General features: G+C 52.5%; 21 protein-coding genes. 10 read left to right on the top strand and 11 right to left on the bottom strand.

The annotated features are described in order from the left end of the window. The 4 genes from LMS44_RS11565 to LMS44_RS11550 form a co-directional block, all read right to left on the bottom strand. Complete coding sequence (locus LMS44_RS11565) at window positions 1-1,068, bottom strand: ion channel (RefSeq protein ID WP_138801606.1); 1,068 nt, start codon at window positions 1,066-1,068, stop codon at window positions 1-3. 219 nt (window positions 1,069-1,287) lie between these two features. Continuing rightward, a complete protein-coding gene (locus LMS44_RS11560; protein ID WP_155705851.1) occupies window positions 1,288-1,431 on the bottom strand; it encodes a hypothetical protein in 144 nt (47 codons plus the stop codon). After that, entirely contained in the window at window positions 1,428-1,754 is a 327-nt protein-coding gene (locus tag LMS44_RS11555; RefSeq protein WP_138801605.1) for a hypothetical protein, read from the bottom strand. Before LMS44_RS11555 ends, LMS44_RS11560 begins: the two co-directional genes overlap by 4 nt. Window positions 1,755-1,804: 50 nt before the next feature. Next, window positions 1,805-1,975: a hypothetical protein gene (locus LMS44_RS11550; RefSeq protein ID WP_155705848.1), complete on the bottom strand. Its 171-nt coding sequence runs from the start codon at window positions 1,973-1,975 to the stop codon at window positions 1,805-1,807. Window positions 1,976-2,108: 133 nt separating this feature from the next. On the opposite strand from LMS44_RS11550, the gene LMS44_RS11545 reads away from it, so the two are divergent. From LMS44_RS11545 to LMS44_RS11515, 7 genes are all read left to right on the top strand, one after another. Next, on the top strand, window positions 2,109-2,291 hold the full coding sequence (locus LMS44_RS11545) for a hypothetical protein (RefSeq protein WP_022523445.1): 183 nt from the start codon (window positions 2,109-2,111) through the stop codon (window positions 2,289-2,291). Between the two features lie 142 nt (window positions 2,292-2,433). Next, on the top strand, window positions 2,434-2,604 hold the full coding sequence (locus LMS44_RS11540) for a hypothetical protein (protein WP_022523446.1): 171 nt from the start codon (window positions 2,434-2,436) through the stop codon (window positions 2,602-2,604). A gap of 303 nt (window positions 2,605-2,907) precedes the next feature. Continuing rightward, window positions 2,908-3,588 (top strand): Bax inhibitor-1/YccA family protein, encoded by a 681-nt coding sequence (locus LMS44_RS11535; protein ID WP_022523447.1) that lies wholly within the window; start codon window positions 2,908-2,910, stop codon window positions 3,586-3,588. 84 nt (window positions 3,589-3,672) lie between these two features. Further along, a complete protein-coding gene (gene tusD, locus LMS44_RS11530; RefSeq protein WP_027959443.1) occupies window positions 3,673-4,062 on the top strand; it encodes a sulfurtransferase complex subunit TusD in 390 nt (129 codons plus the stop codon). A gap of 10 nt (window positions 4,063-4,072) precedes the next feature. Further along, window positions 4,073-4,438, top strand: a complete 366-nt coding sequence (gene tusC / locus LMS44_RS11525) for a sulfurtransferase complex subunit TusC (RefSeq protein WP_041159477.1) — start codon at window positions 4,073-4,075, stop codon at window positions 4,436-4,438. 16 nt (window positions 4,439-4,454) lie between these two features. Then, the gene (gene tusB, locus LMS44_RS11520; protein ID WP_022523450.1) at window positions 4,455-4,745 is read left to right on the top strand and encodes a sulfurtransferase complex subunit TusB; all 291 of its coding nucleotides are present in this window, start codon (window positions 4,455-4,457) and stop codon (window positions 4,743-4,745) included. Between the two features lies 1 nt (window position 4,746). After that, window positions 4,747-5,097 carry a TusE/DsrC/DsvC family sulfur relay protein gene (locus LMS44_RS11515; protein ID WP_022523451.1) on the top strand — a complete coding sequence of 117 codons (351 nt, stop codon included), beginning with the start codon at window positions 4,747-4,749 and terminating at the stop codon, window positions 5,095-5,097. Between the two features lie 33 nt (window positions 5,098-5,130). Here LMS44_RS11515 and LMS44_RS11510 read toward each other — a convergent pair whose 3' ends face one another. Continuing rightward, on the bottom strand, window positions 5,131-5,763 hold the full coding sequence (locus LMS44_RS11510) for a helix-turn-helix domain-containing protein (RefSeq protein WP_009287864.1): 633 nt from the start codon (window positions 5,761-5,763) through the stop codon (window positions 5,131-5,133). Window positions 5,764-5,885: 122 nt separating this feature from the next. Further along, on the bottom strand, window positions 5,886-6,827 hold the full coding sequence (locus tag LMS44_RS11505; RefSeq protein ID WP_476489350.1) for a histone deacetylase family protein: 942 nt from the start codon (window positions 6,825-6,827) through the stop codon (window positions 5,886-5,888). Window positions 6,828-6,930: 103 nt separating this feature from the next. Between LMS44_RS11505 and LMS44_RS11500 the strand changes: the two genes are divergently transcribed. Beyond that, a complete protein-coding gene (locus LMS44_RS11500; protein ID WP_278371134.1) occupies window positions 6,931-9,678 on the top strand; it encodes a bifunctional acetate--CoA ligase family protein/GNAT family N-acetyltransferase in 2,748 nt (915 codons plus the stop codon). A 74-nt stretch (window positions 9,679-9,752) separates the two neighbouring features. Here the strand turns inward: LMS44_RS11500 and pdxH are convergent, their stop codons facing one another. Continuing rightward, window positions 9,753-10,397, bottom strand: a complete 645-nt coding sequence (gene pdxH / locus LMS44_RS11495; protein WP_009287866.1) for a pyridoxamine 5'-phosphate oxidase — start codon at window positions 10,395-10,397, stop codon at window positions 9,753-9,755. A 235-nt stretch (window positions 10,398-10,632) separates the two neighbouring features. Here pdxH and LMS44_RS11490 point away from each other — a divergent pair, with 235 nt between their 5' ends. Continuing rightward, window positions 10,633-11,319: a cytochrome b/b6 domain-containing protein gene (locus LMS44_RS11490; RefSeq protein ID WP_027959439.1), complete on the top strand. Its 687-nt coding sequence runs from the start codon at window positions 10,633-10,635 to the stop codon at window positions 11,317-11,319. 11 nt (window positions 11,320-11,330) lie between these two features. On the opposite strand, the gene LMS44_RS11485 is transcribed toward LMS44_RS11490, so the two are convergent. From LMS44_RS11485 to LMS44_RS11475, 3 genes are all read right to left on the bottom strand, one after another. Then, window positions 11,331-11,735 (bottom strand): DUF2069 domain-containing protein, encoded by a 405-nt coding sequence (locus LMS44_RS11485; protein ID WP_027959438.1) that lies wholly within the window; start codon window positions 11,733-11,735, stop codon window positions 11,331-11,333. Beyond that, window positions 11,732-12,355, bottom strand: coding sequence for an NAD(P)H:quinone oxidoreductase (wrbA, locus tag LMS44_RS11480; protein WP_278371133.1), 624 nt, complete (start codon window positions 12,353-12,355; stop codon window positions 11,732-11,734). Before wrbA ends, LMS44_RS11485 begins: the two co-directional genes overlap by 4 nt. 85 nt (window positions 12,356-12,440) lie before the next feature. Next, entirely contained in the window at window positions 12,441-12,923 is a 483-nt protein-coding gene (locus LMS44_RS11475) for a gamma-glutamylcyclotransferase family protein (RefSeq protein WP_278371132.1), read from the bottom strand. A 205-nt stretch (window positions 12,924-13,128) separates the two neighbouring features. On the opposite strand from LMS44_RS11475, the gene smrA reads away from it, so the two are divergent. Then, a complete protein-coding gene (smrA, locus tag LMS44_RS11470; protein ID WP_278371131.1) occupies window positions 13,129-13,719 on the top strand; it encodes a DNA endonuclease SmrA in 591 nt (196 codons plus the stop codon). 77 nt (window positions 13,720-13,796) lie between these two features. On the opposite strand, the gene LMS44_RS11465 is transcribed toward smrA, so the two are convergent. After that, window positions 13,797-15,154 (bottom strand): IS3 family transposase gene (locus LMS44_RS11465; RefSeq protein WP_223827930.1). Its coding sequence is split into 2 segments (ribosomal slippage): window positions 13,797-14,672 and window positions 14,675-15,154, totalling 1,356 coding nucleotides; the frame shifts between segments, so codons are not numbered across the junction. Window positions 15,155-15,175: the final 21 nt, after the last annotated feature.

Below are 15,175 nucleotides of genomic sequence, written 5' to 3'. Positions count from 1 at the left end.
TCATAAGCAAATTTCCACGCTGAGAAGCTCGCTCAGTTGCTGCTGAGAAAGGCGTCTATCAGCCATGTAGTAGAGTATGTCACCATCTTTGAGTGGGCGGTCGTTGGCGGGATTGAGCATATTACCTTCGCCGTCGCCACTGCTATTGGCGAGCCCCAGTACGGTGGCGTTATAAACCTTTTTTGCTTGCATAAATAGATCGCCAAAGGTGGCGCCGGCAGGCGGTTGGCTTAACCTGGTTTGGTACTGGGTAGCGCCACGATCAACCGCGAGTAGTTCGTTAACGACTCGCGAAATTCCCGCATCAGAGGCTGAGCGTACCAGCATTTCCAACGCTAAGGCCTGGGTACATTCGATGCCGGGCAAAGTGCGCCGTAACATCGCTGCGGTGTCGGGATTGGCGCAGTGGGCAACGATATGAGCGTTTTTTGCTTTAAGGCTGTAGGCACTCAGCGCTACGGTGGCCACCCGGTCATCGCTGGTGTCGTAAATGATGATGCGGCTGGCGCTTTCGACACCCGCTCGCTTGAGAAGCTCGGCATTGGAGAAACTTTCCCCTTTAATAAACTTTAAATCCGCAGGGCGTGGGTTGCTCATCTCTTTGGTAACGCAGAGCACGACTTCATCCGGCAGGCCCTTATCGGCTTTAAGAATGTCCAAAATGCGCTCGGTAGTTTCGCCGTGCCAGCCAATGACAAGGGTGTGACCGGACAAGTGGCTGAAATCGCCTTTACCTTGCATCTGTAATCTCCAAAAATTTGAAAGTGTGACGGTGGCTTTACCGATCAAGGCAGCGAACAGTGAAATGCCGCCTGGAATGAGATAGATCGTAGCGATCCACTTCCCGGCCACGGTTGTTGGGCTGAAATCGCCGAAACCTACGGTGCTAGAAACAACGACATAAAAATAAACCCAGTTGGCAGCGGAGTCGGCCACCGATTCGCCGACCAGTGAGAAAAGCATCCAGGTGGTGCCCATATGGGCGAGCACAATAAGAAGCAGAAATGTCCACGAAATTTGTAGCGTAGAGGCTTTAAGAACGCGGAGCAGTCGCTGAATAACAGGCATGGTGATCTCTTACGGTGATGGTGTGTCAGCCCAGTTTTTCGGCATGGGAATTGATTGATGATAAAAGAGTGACCCGGTTCCTTCGCTGTCGCTAGCCCTATCATCACCTTTAAAATAAAAATGAGCTGTTGAAGCGAAACAATACGCGCCTGCTAGCGTACTCGTAATAAACAAAAGGGCCGCTATTCGCGACCCTTTCATATTTGCTAACTGGATTTATTAAGCAAAGTGTTTGGCAATCCAGGAAAATGCGCTATCGGTTAGCGATTTTTTACCGTGATGTTCTCGGTGCTGGCTCCATACCATGCCACCTGACACGACCACTAGGCTCATCAACATGCCAGCAAGGATAAGTTCATTCATGGCTTATCATCCTCATCTGAGGTTTTATCACGCTCAACGTAACCATAGCCGAAAGACCCTACAAAGATCAAGATTATACCTAGCCCCACGCCGAGCCAAACGTTATCGGTATTCAGGCTGGGGTTAGTGACTACCCAGCCAGCAGTGAAGCAAGTAGCGACCACAATGACCCCAACGTTGCGAGTCGCCTCTAAAAACTGTTGACGAGTCGCTCGGGCGCCGATTCTACGGCGATGGGACGAGGCCCTGCGTTCTTGTAAGCTTTTCGTTAGCCTGGCACGCAGGGCCTCTTGTGGGTCTTTACCGCCATGAGGTTCTTTCAAGCCATCACCTGCCATTAATCCAGCAAAATCAACGTGAAAAAAATGTGGTATTAAAATCCTGCCTTATTCACTTGGGTGCCGCGTATGCCGTCACCGTAGACCATGGTGTCGCCAGCCTTCTCTGCCAGTTGGCGACAGTCTGCGGTTCTTGATGAAGTGGGGCCTGAACTGCAGCCTGCAAGTATAAAGGTAACCTGGCAAAGGGCGATGAGTGCTTTCATTGATGACTCCTTGTCAACAAATAATCCATTCGACATTTAACCTTATAGGCGTTGCATATGTCGATGTCATGCGGGGGAACATCGTGCTTAACCTGAATGTCATAGCTGAAGTTTTATTTTTTAGGATAAGCATATGGATCGTGTATTTGCATGGGATCACCACCACAGTCAGGTTGTTTACCGCATTCCCGGCCATCAGTATGAAGATGGCCGGGAAGATAGCGCTCTCTCTCCCGTATGGCTGCCCGCGGAGGAATCAGATTTACCCGAGGGGGTAATGATTGACGATCTGCGCAAAGTATCCGTTAAGGAGTAGCCGCGGCGTGTTCTGAACGGCTGCTTTGCGCGCTATTCAACGCTTTCAAACAGAGGATTTTCAGGCGTACAAAATAGATTGTGTTTGGCTAGTGATCGGCTAATATGCGGATGTTAGTCCCACCATCTCTGGATATGCCGCCATGTTAAAAGGTTTGATCGTCTGTTTTGCGGTATTGTTTGCGCAATTGGCGGTACTGCACGTGATTGATGCTCGTATCTATAATTCTCCTCAAGATGCGCGTCAAACGGCGGTAACCTCCGTTACACCACATAAAGATGAAAAAGAAGACGAAGAAGAGGTGCAAAGCTAAGCAGTGGTTATCCTCGATCCGGTTTTTGAAGCCGGTGAAGTATAACCTAGCCTTGCTAGCAACCCTTTGGCGGCGCTGGGCGTCGCCAAAGGGGCGGTTTGAACGATCAATAAGTAGAATTTTTTTCATCTTTTGGTGTCCAAACGAAGTGCTTAACCAGCATAGACAATGCTTACAAAGCGGTTTTAACGTTGAATAACCATTGGTGAAGGGGAGTTCTCGATACAGACAAAGGCTTGCGTCTGGAACTCGGTAACGGCATGCTTGTCAGTTGTTGGAAATACCATTAGGGAGCATGAACACATGGCTTACAACGATTTACGTACGGCACGTCCTCAGTCGAGTGGCGTTGCCAATAGTGTTAGCACTAACAAGGTATTGCGTAACACCTACGCGCTACTGGCAATGACGCTGCTGTTCTCAGCAGTCACCGCGGGTGCTGCTGTAGCCCTCGGCATCCAACAAATGAACATCTTCGTGTTCTTGGTTGGTGCCTACGGCTTAATGTTCCTGGTACATAAAACCGCAAATTCTGCGGCCGGCTTATTAGCAACGTTCGCCTTTACCGGCTTTATGGGGTTCACGCTTGGGCCGATTCTTTCTGCCTACCTGACCCTGCCTAATGGCGGTGCGTTGATTATGAACGCGTTGGCCATGACCGGTCTGACGTTTGTTGGTCTTTCCGCGGTAGCGCTAACCACCAAGAAAGACTTTAGCTTTTTGAGCAACTTCTTGATGGCGGGCGCCATCGTGTTGATTCTGGCCATGGTGGCTGGGTTCTTCTTTAACATCCCGGCGCTTTCATTGATGGTGTCAGCTGGCTTTGTGCTGTTTGCTTCAGCAGCCATTCTGTATCAAACCAGTGAGATCATTCATCGCGCTGGTGAAACGAACTACATTCTCGCTACGGTGACGCTCTACGTATCCATCTACAACCTGTTTGTTAGCCTGTTGTCGATTTTGGGTATTATGAGCAGCGATTGATCTAAGCAAACGATAGACGATATGACAGGCCCTATTGCTAGGGCCTGTCTTTTTTTAGGGTAACCGTTACCAGGTATTATCATGATGCAGTACGGCTTATTGGTGATGGGGGCGCCGTATAGCAGCCCAGCACCGCACTCTGCATTGCGTTTTGCCCATGCCGTTCTAGCGCGAGGGCATCAGATTGCCGGTGTTTTTTTCTATCACGACGGCGTTCATAATGCATCATCGCTGATGGCTCCTCCCCAGGATGAACTCAACCTCAGAGAAGCCTGGATTGAGCTGCATCAGCAGCATGCGATTCAGTTAGATGTCTGTATTGCCGCTGCGTTGCGGCGAGGATTGATGAGTGAATCGGAAGCACAGCGACATGGCAAGCAGGCCTTTAATGTAGCACCTCCTTTCGAGTTGACAGGGCTAGGGCAACTGCTTGAGCTACAGCAACGCGCTGATCGCCTGATTACCTTTGCTTGAAGGAGAGCCAATGGCGACACCTGATGCGCTATTAGTGATAATTCGCCACGCGCCCCACAGCTCAAACTGGTTACGTGAAGGGTTAGATGCCGCACTGGTGGCGGCGGCCTTTGGACAACCCGTGCATTTGCTGTTTATGGGGCAGGGTATAATGGCACTGCTGAAAGAACAGGGCAGTGGTGCGCCGGGGCAAAAAGCCACGCTGCCCACCATTGATATGTTGGAAATGTATGATATTGACAAGCTTTGGGTGACCGAAGAAGCGCTGCAAGGGATGCATCTATCCGCCGATTCACTGGTAGAGGGCATCACCCTGATAGCGGATCAGGAAATACCAGGGCTGTTACAGCAGCACACCCAGATACTTAACTTTTAGGCCTAGTGAGAGAATTATGATCTTACACATCCTCACCAAAGCGCCTGATAGCATTGTCGCTACTCAAATGCAGCAAGCGATAGGGGAGCAGGATGCCGTGCTGCTGATCGAAGAAGCGGTAACAGCTGCCCTTGATCCCTCCTGGCAGGCATGGCAGCAGTGTCAGTCGCGCATATTCCTTCTATCGGAAGACCTTATAAGCCGCGGGCTTGCCAGCATTGCCACGGATAATGAGCTGCCCACACTAGAGATGGATGGCTTTGTGGCGCTCACCGAGCAGTATGAAAAGACAGTTACCTGGTACTAAGATGTCTGACACGAAAATATACCGTTATCTTGATTCGCAAAAAAAATATCCGCTAGACCCGGAAGGGTATCTCGTTAACCAGTCAGAGTGGGACGAATCTGTCGCTCATTTAATGGCTGAAGAAGAGGGTTTAACACTTACCGCTGAACACTGGGAAGTTATCAAAGTCGTGCGAGCATTTTATCAGCGTTACGAAATGGCTCCGGCGATGCGACCGCTTGTGAAAGCAACCAAAAACGCACTGGGTGAAGAGAAAGGGCGTTCTATTTACCTGATGCAGCTTTTCCCCGGCAGCCCGGCAAAGCGAATTGCCCGCCTGGCCGGTTTGCCGAAGCCTACCAACTGCCTATAATCCGTGTGAATGGCTCGCTGGTTTGCGAATAGCTTAGGCCACATCACCGCGCGTACAGACCGACAAAACAACGGCATCGTCTGGACTAGTGGATACCAGTGCATGGCCCATATCACTATCAAAATAGATGCTGTCGCCCTCAGCTAGCACTAATGGGGCGTAAAATTCGGTGTAGAGCATAATATCGCCATGCAGCACCATCAAAAACTCTTCGCCATCATGACGTACCCACTGGTGATACTCGTCAAAGCTGCGTGCCCGTACGATGGTTTTGAAGGGAATCATACGTTTTTGGGCGAGCTGATGGCCCAATAATTCGTGCTCGTACGTGGGCGTGGGGTGCAGTTGCCCTTTGCCTTTACGGGTTAGATCGCGCCTCCCCATGGTATAACGTTCCCGCTTGGGGGGCGTGAGCAATTGAGGCAAGTCGATGTTGAGCCCAGTAGTGAGTTTTTGCACCACGCTAAAGGTGGGGGAGACTTGGTCGTTCTCAATTTTAGACAGCGTTGAGCGGGCAAGCCCGGTGCGCTGGCTAACCTCTTCCAACGTCCACTGATTAGCGAGACGAATTTGTTTGAGCCGCTCGCCTAAACGCAACGGCTCAACAAAGGGTTTGCTTCCCGATGCAATACGCAGCGCGGCATGCTCTTCAGTCGTAGCGGTCATAGGTTGTCACATTGGCTGCGTTGTCTAACGGTGCGTGTCTATAGGCGCGCGTAAACAAGCATGATATCACAGCAAAGAAGTGGCTAAGAACGGCCGGCAGAAGCAAGAGTGCTGATGCATATCTAGGGTGCTTCAGCAAACGGCAGCCCTAAAAGCGCTTTTAGATGCGCCTCAACGCCACTCGCCAGCGACTTCGGGTTATAGCCGCCTTCAAGCACCGATACAATGCGATTATCGGCATACAGGGTGGCGATCTCCATGGCTAGATGGGTAATCCAGTAGAAGTCTTCATCCTCTAAACAGATATCCCCCATGGGGTCATCACGGTGAGCGTCGAAACCCGCGGAGAGCATCACCAAGTCAGGTTTAAAGGCGTGCAGGGCAGGTAGCCAGTGGTTTTCGATGATGCGCCGGAACTCTGGGCCATCGGTGCCCACTTCAAGCGGGGTATTCACAACGTTTTGCCACTCGCTGCGCAAATAACGCCAGGGGTAAAACGGATACTGGAAGCTGGTGCAGATCAGTATCTCAGGATCATTTTTAAAGATATCGATGGTGCCATTGCACTGATGAACATCAAAATCCAGTATAGCGATACGCTTGGCACCATATTTGGCTCGCGCATGGGCCGCCCCCACGGCGATATTATTGTAAAAACAGAATCCCATCGCGTCGCTGGCTTCCGCATGGTGGCCTGGTGGTCTAACCGCACAAAAGACGTTATCCGCCTGACGCTTAAATACCTGATCTACCCCACGAATAACCGCTCCCGCTGCAACCCGTGCGGCTTGTAAGCTGTCAGGATTCATCATGGTATCGCTATTTAGCGTAACGAGGCCTTCGGTGGGCAAGCACTTCTCTAGGGAGCGCAAATGGCGCAAGGGGTGTACTCTGGCAAGAGACTCCTCGCAGGCTGCCTTGGCATCGGCCTGCATGGTTTGCTGTAATAACCCAACAAGCGATAGGCGAGCGCGAATAGCCTCCAGACGCTGAGGGCTTTCAGGATGCTCCGGCCCCATGTGGTGCAATGAGCAGTCTGGGTGGGTAAGGTAGGCGGTAATCATTCCAACGCTCCATTATCATTGATGCCACCTTAATCGCCTTCAGGGCCTGGGCGACAGTGTCAATAAGTCGTACAGCCGCGATTCATGTCAGGGGAGACGCATTTTGAGTACGCGCTTTTTACACCATTTTTTCGAACCTCGCACACTAGCGGTGTTTGGCGCCTCTGAAAAACCCGCGTCGTTGGGCGGTCTAGTGCTGAGAAATATTCAGGAGGGTGGTTTTAAAGGGCCGCTCTGGGCAGTCAATCTAAAAGGCTACTCCCAAGTCTTCGGTGTGCCGTGCGTCAGCCGCGTAAGCGAGCTACCCGAAGTGCCCGACTTAGCCGTGGTCTGCTCGCCGATTGAAGGTGTGCCCAGCCTGATTAAAAAGCTTGGGCAATACGGTGTCAAAGCGGCCCTGGTGCTCTCGGGCGGCGCTTACCTGGATCGAGATAAAGGCAATCAGGGTTCCATTCGCGAACGAATGTTGAGTGCGGCACGCGTCTCGGGTATTCGTGTACTCGGCCCCGAGTGCATGGGGCTAATTGTACCGGGCAAAAAGCTTAACGCCTCTTACGCCAGTCAGCCGGTGAAAGCGGGCCGCGTCGCTTACCTGGGCCAGTCCGGCATGCTGGCCAATGCGATGATTGATTGGGCCGCCGGGCGTGATGTGGGCTTTTCGCACTTGATAACCGTTGGCGACAGTGTCGATGTGCTATTGCCAGACCTGATCGATTACGTTAATCAATTCTCGCCCGCTCAGGCCATTATGCTGCACCTTGAGCGAATCAGCGACGCCCAGCACTTTATGACCGCCGTGCGTGATGCATCACGTAATCGTCTGGTACTGGCAATAAAAAGCGGCCGCACCCCAGAATCGGATATATCCGGCATGTCACCCACGCCTGGGATTGCTAACCGTGACGTGGTGTTTGATGCCGCTTTTGCTCGGGCAGGGGTGGTGCGGGTAAATGATTCCGATGAGCTGCTTGATGCGCTGGAAACCCTGTCGCGCATGAAACCCCTGAAGGGCGATCGTCTGGCCATTGTCTCTAACGGTTTAGGGCCCGCCATGCTGGCGATCGATAAGCTGATTAGCGCGGGCGGTAAATTGGCTGAATTTAGCGACGAAACCCAGGCAGCGCTGCACCGTAGCGAGGTCGATATGAGCAAGCCGGGCGAGAACCCGGTGGATCTGGGCGGCAACGCCTCGCCCGAGCGGTTTGTCCAAGCGCTGGAGATTGTCGCTGCTGACGCCAACGTGGATGCTGTATTGGTGGTGCATGCACCCACCCGGATGGCGCCATCGCTGGTGACTGCCCAGGCGCTGATCGATAACCGCAAGAAATTTCGCCGCAACCTCCTCACCAGTTGGATGGGCTTAAAAGAGGCGCTTAATGCGCGCCACATCTGTAATTTAGCCGGGATTCCGACTTATATTTCACCCGAAAAGGCCGTTAAGGCGTTTATGCATATGGTGATTTATCAGCGCGTTCAAGCGCTGTTGCAAGAGATCCCACCCAGCCTGCCATTTTCCACCAGTCCAGAAATACGCGCCCAGTGCCGTACACTGATTAAGCAGGCAAAAGAGCAGGGCAGGCAAACCTTGACCCACTCTGAAACCGCCCAAGTGCTCGAGGCCTACGGTATCCCCACGGCACCCAGCGTGTATTTGGCCAACCCCGATGAGGCGCTTGCTCGCGCTGCAGAGATACCTGGCACCAAGGCGCTGAAAGTGGTTCATGAAGGCAATTGTCGTCCTTATCGCTACCGCAAGCACCCGCATAAAATTTCAGCAGGCTTGCTACAGGACTTGGACACACCCGAACAGGTAGCGGAAGGCGTTCGCCAGCTAGGTGAAAAAGTCGCTGAAAAATTTCCCGAGTATGCGATCCGCGAGTACTGTTTACAGCCCATGCAGCGTGGCAAGCACTCGATGCAGATTTGCGCGGGCATTACCCGTGATCCGGTGTTCGGCCCACTTATCGTCTTTGGCATCGGTGGTTATAAGGTCAACGTGCTGGCTGACCGCCAGGTCGCGCTGCCGCCGCTCAATATGAGCCTGGCTGCCGATGTAGTAGGGAGAACCCACGCCGCCTCATTAATTCGTGAACACTCCGCCGACCCAGAGCGTGACATTCAGCACTTATGCCAAATGCTGGTCAAGCTATCGCAAATGGCCTCCGATCTGAGCGACCTGCGGGGTTTAGAGGTGAATCCACTGCTGCTGAATCGTGACGGTATGGTCGCCGTCGATTTCGCCATGGATCTCGGTACGCCATCGCGCTTTGCGATTATGCCGTACCCCGAAGAACTACGTGAATGGGTGACGTTGAAAAACGGCTGGCAGGTCGAGGTGAGGCCCATTCGTGCCGAAGATGCCCACTTAATTACCACCTTCCATCGCCAGCTCTCGGAAGAGAGTATTCGTTTTCGCTATTTCCATAACAAGTCCAACCTAACCCAGCGTGACTTATCGATCCTGTCACATATCAATTACGATCGTCAGATGGCCTTTATCGCAGAATATTTAGGCGATGATGGCAGTAAAGAGATGCTAGGGGTGGTGCGGGTATGGAACGATCCGGACAATATTCGTACCGAGTTTTCGGTCATTATTCGCGATGACCTTCAAGGTCTGGGCATTGGTAGCCTGTTGATGAAGAAGATGATCGATTACTGCACTAATATTGGCACCCTGGAAATGATCGGCAAAATTATGGTCGACAACCATCCGATGCGGGCGCTGATGAAGCACTTAGGCTTTAAATGCCGCTATAACATGGAAGAGCAGGTGATTGATGCGGTGTTACGCCTCAACGAACCCGAAAGTGAATGGCAGCGGCACCGCCTTGAGAGCCTACCAGATTAGGCATTTGAAAAGCTTTAAAAACGTTAAGACCTGCGTATAAAACGCAGGCCTAAATTGTGAACTTGTTGCTGACGTTATGGCGCCATGCGGAAACGGCCCCATTCACCGCCGTCACGACGCTCAAAGCGTAGGCGGTCATGGAGGCGGCTAGGCTGACCCTGCCAAAACTCGATCATTTCCGGCGTGACACGATAGCCACCCCAGTGGATCGGGCGGGGAATATCCTGGCCATCATAGGCTTGCTCAAAGCGCTTTTGGCGCTCTTCGATCCAGTTGCGGTCGGGAATCACCACACTTTGAGTCGCAATCCATGCGCCCAATTGGCTACCCCGTGGTCGGCTGGCAAAGTACTCATCAGACTCATCGGCTGAAACCTGCTCAACAGGCCCTTCAATACGTACCTGTCGTGAAAGCGAAGGCCACCAGAAGGTCATGGCCGCGAAGGGCACATTGCTCAGCTCGCTCCCCTTATGACTATGGTAATTGGTGTAAAAAACCATGCCGCGCTCATCAAATCCCTTTAACAGGACCACCCGAGCGTGAGGGCGGCCTTGGCTATCTACGGTGGCTAGTGTCATGGCGTTGCCATCTTTGCCCTCTTTTTCCAGGGCAAGGCTAAACCACTCATCGAATAGCACGAATGGATCGTCGGGTGTCTGGGACTCATCAAGCCTGCCGCCTTCATAATCACGCCTGATATCGGCTATGTTACGTGTCATCGAATACTTCTCCCTGGAGTTTCATCCATGTTCGCCGGTCTGTCTTTAAAGCTCAAGTGACCGACATCAATGGATGTTTAATGCGTTGACTCACTGCTTATATTTTCGGCGGTGTTGCGACTAACCGTTACGACTGACGATTGCGGCTAACTGTCTCGCATTCTATGAGAAAGACTCAATTAATGCGAAGCTATCTCACCACTGGGGGCTCATCACTGCTGAGAGAGGACATGTTATGCGCGACAAGGTAGCGATTGAGGTATGGGATGGCTGGCTTCGCCTGTTTCACTGGGGGTTAGTGGCGGCGGTGTTGATTTCATTTTATACCACCAAGACTAGCGGAGCGCCTTTCCTATTTCCAATTGAAGTGCATGCCCAAGCGGGCTACCTCATAATCGGATTACTCGTTTTCCGATGGCTGTGGGGCCTACTGGGGAGCGTGTATGCGAGATTTAAAACGTTTTTATATCCACCCGTTGAAACAGTTGCTTATTCCCAATTGCTGCTAAAGCGTCGGCCCGGCGCTTATGCCAGCCATAATCCGCTAGGCGGGTGGATGGTACTGCTGATGCTGCTTTCGCTTAGTTTCCAAGCAGTGAGCGGCCTGTTTTTAAGTGACGATATCTTTTTTCAGGCGCCGCTCTATGGCGTATTTGGCGATGGGGTAGGTGGCCAGCTTAGAACCCTGCATCAACTCAATAGTGATCTACTCATCATTCTAATCGGTCTGCACCTGGCTGGCTTGATCGCACATCGGCTGCTAGGTGAACCGCTAGTAGCAGCAATGCTGGTAGGTACCAAGCGCTTTCGCCAGCAGCCAGTCGATGCGCGTAACGAACCGTATAATGCTGCCACGCTGCGTTTACGTGCCATCGGCAGTTTATTTATTGCTGCTGGCGTCGTCCTATGGCTGTGGTTTTAAAGCACTCGTTTTTATTGCCTCGTTTTCTGTTGACGCAACTGTCGACTGCGAAAGCGTGCATAGCCCATGCAGCCAGCAAAAAGCACCAGCGCGACAACCGCCTCTAGGATTCCGCGCAGACCTTGCCCAGGCAGGGTTATTAACATCACGCCTTGGGTGAAGTAAAGCAGGCTGACAAAAGCGAGCCATGCGTGCCCGCGTGCGCGTTTACCAATGATGGAGGGTAAAAACAGCACCAGGGGAAGCACGAACGCGACCACAGGGCGCCAATTAAATTCGTCGCCTTGAAGTACAAGTCCACGGTAAACAACCAGTAGCAGCAGTATGGCAAAGCTGGCTAATACCACCTGTCGGCTTCGAAGGGTCAGTTTATCAAGCCCATGGCGTGCTTCTACATCCTCCAGCCACTGCCTCATAATGCCTCCTGACGCATGGCGTGCAGCGCTAGAGCGAGTCGTGCCAGTCGTTTGCCCTGGGCAACACACAGCGAGCGTTCGTGCTCATCAACAGAGCGGTCACTGCGCGTTCCTGCTAAGTGGCTTGCACCATAGGGCGTGCCACCAGTACGCGTTTCCAGCAAGGTGGTTTCGCTGTAAGGAACCCCTGCGTAGACCATGCCATGATGCAGTAGCGGCACCAGCATTGTGAGCAGGGTGCTCTCTTGCCCACCGTGGAGGCTGGAGGTCGAAGTGAAGGCACTGGCAGGTTTGTCGATCAAGGCACCGTTCATCCACAGACTGCTGGTGGAGTCGATAAAATACTTAAGCGGAGCGGCCATGTTGCCAAACCGGGTGGGGCTACCCAGTGCTAACGCACTGCAGTTGCGCAGGTCGTCTAGCTCAACGTAAACAGCGCCCTCTGCAGGTATTTCTGGCTCAACGGCTTCACAGGTCGTTGAAACCGGCGCCACTGTGCGTAAACGCGCTTGAATACCCGGCACGCTTTCTACACCAGCCGCAATTTGCTGTGCCATGGTGGCGGTCGCGCCAGTGCGCGAGTAGTACAGAACCAAAACGTACGGTGTCATTTCACTCATCACTATTCCTGAATGGGTTCATAAAAGCTGTCCTGGCAATAGGGCTTTGCATGAGGGTTTTGCAAAATAGGGCACAGCATGGTGTCTATGGTATCAGAGCGAACGGGAAGTCCGCGTGCTGTACAAACGTATTTTGTTGCTCAGGTAAACGCAGGTAGACCCAGGCCCGAGTGCCATCGTCGAGGGTTATTGTCCTGCGCTCGTAACGAATCCCCAGTCGTTCGTAGCGATCAAGACGAGACAGCTCGTCGGCATCCACTCGTAACAGTAGGCCCTTAACGTTGCTCCCTGGCTGGGGTGAAAGGTCGAGACCGTTGCGTTGGTACCCCTCTAGCACCGCATCTTTAGGGGCGCCGAAACTTCCCATGACCACTAAGCGAACGGGGGCATAGCGTAGCGTGCCATACACAAAGACCTGATGGGTTCGCTGTTCTATAGTAGGAAGATCGTCAGGTCGGTCATAAAACCACGGGCTCAGCATGGTTAACCAGAGCCACCCGGCTAAGCTAAGCAGCCCCACACCGCTTAAAATCAAAAGGCGTTTTAGGCCAAACCATTTTAAACACACCAGGGCGCCTCGCAATGTAGGATAAGAATGTGAATGGGGCGATAAAAAAACGGATGCTTAGCTTGTCGCTATAGACAGAGGATGACAAGTTCTATGTTATCGACTGTATGAATCTGCTTAAGCAAACTACCCAGGTTTGCTAGGCTATGTTGGTAAAGTCTGCATGTGAATAGGTGCTCATTAGAACCTGCCGTAGGAGCCTGCAATGAATCAGCCGCTTCGTGATGATCTGGATTTTCGTGCTCTCGTAGGTGATGTGAAACCGCTGCCGCCGAGAAACCGTGCTGACCCAGGCGCTAATCGCAAAAGCCCCTCTGAATCCCAGTTGGCGCGGCGGGAGTGGGCAGAGGAAGAAAGGGGGGCACGCAATTTTCTGTCCGACGACTTTGTCGATCTGCTGCCCCCCTTTGATCCCATGGAGTATCGCCGCGAGGGCATTCAGCAGGGCGTAGTCGATAAATTAAAGCACGGGGGCTATAGCGTTCAGTCGCAGCTCCACTTGCTTCGGCGTCCATTAACAGAGTGTCGCCGTATGCTGTTTCCCTTTATTCAAGAAGCCTACGCCCACGATTTACGCTCCGTTATGATCGTGCATGGCCGCGGGCGAGAGATTGATAGCCCCGCCAACGTACTGCGTTCATACCTGGCCAAGTGGCTCTGCCAGTTTGAGGAAGTGCAGGCATACGTCTCCGCACAGCCTTCGGAAGGAGGGTTGGGCGCGACCTGGGTAATGCTACGTAAAAGCGATCGCGCCAAAGCCAATAACCGTGAGCGCCAGCAGAAGCGGCGGGGGTGACGGTTTAATAATAGAGCCAGTCACAAATAAAAAGGGCAGCCGAATGAACTGACCCCATAAACTTGGACAGTGAAAAACTAAGCAGCCAAGGCCTGATTTCGGTACTGCACCGGACTCAGGCCTTTTAATTTGGTCTTAATCCGCTCGTGATTGTAGTAATGGATATAGTGCCGAATGCCCGCCTGTAATTGCTCAATGGTGTCAAAGCGGTTCAGGTAAAAATATTCTGACTTCAGCGTACCAAAGAAGCTCTCCATTGCGGCATTATCCAGGCAATTGCCTTTACGTGACATGCTCTGAATCACGCCATGCTCGCTGAGCTTACGCCGGTAAGCTGACATCTGATATTGCCAGCCTTGATCAGAATGCAGTAAAGGCGCGTCTTGGTCGGCCAACTTAGCCAAGGCTTTCTTGAGCATCCCCCCTACCAGCGAGTACTGCGGCTGTTTCTGCATTGAGTAGGACACGATTTCCCCGTTGTAGAGATCCATCACAGGCGACAAGTACAGCTTTTCGCCTCGGATATTAAACTCCGTGACGTCGGTTACCCACTTTTGGTTGGGTCGTTCAGCATGAAACTGGCGGGCAAGAAGATTGGGAACACTGGCCTGTTGTCCACGATAGGAGCGGTATTTCTTCGGGCGTACCAGCGACTTCAAGCCTAGATGCTGCATTAGGCGCTGGACTGTCTTATGGTTGACCTGCTCGCCCGACTGACGCAACGCTGCTGTGATTCGGCGATAACCGTAGCGGCCTTTGTGATGCTCGTAGAGGACGTGAATGCGTCGCTTCAGACCAGCATGCCGATCTTCCAACTGCTGAGCCCTTGCCTGATAATAGAACGTACTACGCGACAATTCTGCTACTTTTAGCAGCACCGCCAAAGGGTGGCCTTGCTTCAGCTCAAGGACTATCTGCGCTTTTTCTGCGCGGCTTGTTCTTTTGCCTGACGCAAGGCCCTCAACTTTTTTAGGTAGGCCACCTCAGCACGCAAGTACTCATTCTCTTGGAGCAGCTGCTCCAGCGAGCTCTTATCCGTCAGTGGAAGTGGGGGCTTTGGGGGCTCTGTTGTAGGCATCTTCGTCGGACGTCCTCGGGCTTTAGGCTCCAACGCTTGGAAGCCTCCTTCATGATACTGGCTTTCCCACTGTCGTACGACGCTCGTACCACCTCGAATATCGAACAGAGTCGTCGCTTGTAAGGCTGATAGCTCCTCTTGCCTCATCTGTTGCAACACCGCTAATTTGAACTCAGCGCTGTAGTGGGTGAACTTTTTCTGCAAGCCACTTAGACCATGCTGTTCAAAGTGTTTAACCCAACGCCTGACGGTTGTAGGGCCAAGACCGTACTGTCTGGCCAGACTCTTGTAACCCTGCTGTCCTTCTGCGTAGCGTTGCACTACTAGTAACTTGAACGCTTCATTATGTTTCGTCATGAAAAACACCCCAATCGTTGG

The sequence above is a fragment of the Halomonas profundus genome, from assembly GCF_020865425.1.
GTDB classification, from domain to species: Bacteria; Pseudomonadota; Gammaproteobacteria; order Pseudomonadales; family Halomonadaceae; genus Vreelandella; species Vreelandella titanicae.
Note: the sequence above shows the minus strand (reverse complement) of the source record. Positions and strands in the feature narration are given on the sequence as shown.

Excerpts from the sequence above, each read along its gene's own strand:
- LMS44_RS11510 (WP_009287864.1), bottom strand. The coding sequence starts at position 5,763 with ATGACCGCTACGACTGAAGAGCATGCCGCGCTGCGTATTGCATCGGGA.
- LMS44_RS11485 (WP_027959438.1), bottom strand. The coding sequence starts at position 11,735 with ATGAGGCAGTGGCTGGAGGATGTAGAAGCACGCCATGGGCTTGATAAA.
- LMS44_RS11535 (WP_022523447.1), top strand. The coding sequence starts at position 2,908 with ATGGCTTACAACGATTTACGTACGGCACGTCCTCAGTCGAGTGGCGTT.
- LMS44_RS11565 (WP_138801606.1), bottom strand. The coding sequence starts at position 1,068 with ATGCCTGTTATTCAGCGACTGCTCCGCGTTCTTAAAGCCTCTACGCTA.
- pdxH (WP_009287866.1), bottom strand. The coding sequence starts at position 10,397 with ATGACACGTAACATAGCCGATATCAGGCGTGATTATGAAGGCGGCAGG.
- wrbA (WP_278371133.1), bottom strand. The coding sequence starts at position 12,355 with ATGAGTGAAATGACACCGTACGTTTTGGTTCTGTACTACTCGCGCACT.
- smrA (WP_278371131.1), top strand. The coding sequence starts at position 13,129 with ATGAATCAGCCGCTTCGTGATGATCTGGATTTTCGTGCTCTCGTAGGT.
- LMS44_RS11505 (WP_476489350.1), bottom strand. The coding sequence starts at position 6,827 with ATGATTACCGCCTACCTTACCCACCCAGACTGCTCATTGCACCACATG.
- tusB (WP_022523450.1), top strand. The coding sequence starts at position 4,455 with ATGATCTTACACATCCTCACCAAAGCGCCTGATAGCATTGTCGCTACT.
- LMS44_RS11550 (WP_155705848.1), bottom strand. The coding sequence starts at position 1,975 with ATGAAAGCACTCATCGCCCTTTGCCAGGTTACCTTTATACTTGCAGGC.
- LMS44_RS11560 (WP_155705851.1), bottom strand. The coding sequence starts at position 1,431 with ATGAATGAACTTATCCTTGCTGGCATGTTGATGAGCCTAGTGGTCGTG.
- tusD (WP_027959443.1), top strand. The coding sequence starts at position 3,673 with ATGCAGTACGGCTTATTGGTGATGGGGGCGCCGTATAGCAGCCCAGCA.
- LMS44_RS11515 (WP_022523451.1), top strand. The coding sequence starts at position 4,747 with ATGTCTGACACGAAAATATACCGTTATCTTGATTCGCAAAAAAAATAT.
- tusC (WP_041159477.1), top strand. The coding sequence starts at position 4,073 with ATGGCGACACCTGATGCGCTATTAGTGATAATTCGCCACGCGCCCCAC.
- LMS44_RS11545 (WP_022523445.1), top strand. The coding sequence starts at position 2,109 with ATGGATCGTGTATTTGCATGGGATCACCACCACAGTCAGGTTGTTTAC.
- LMS44_RS11490 (WP_027959439.1), top strand. The coding sequence starts at position 10,633 with ATGCGCGACAAGGTAGCGATTGAGGTATGGGATGGCTGGCTTCGCCTG.
- LMS44_RS11540 (WP_022523446.1), top strand. The coding sequence starts at position 2,434 with ATGTTAAAAGGTTTGATCGTCTGTTTTGCGGTATTGTTTGCGCAATTG.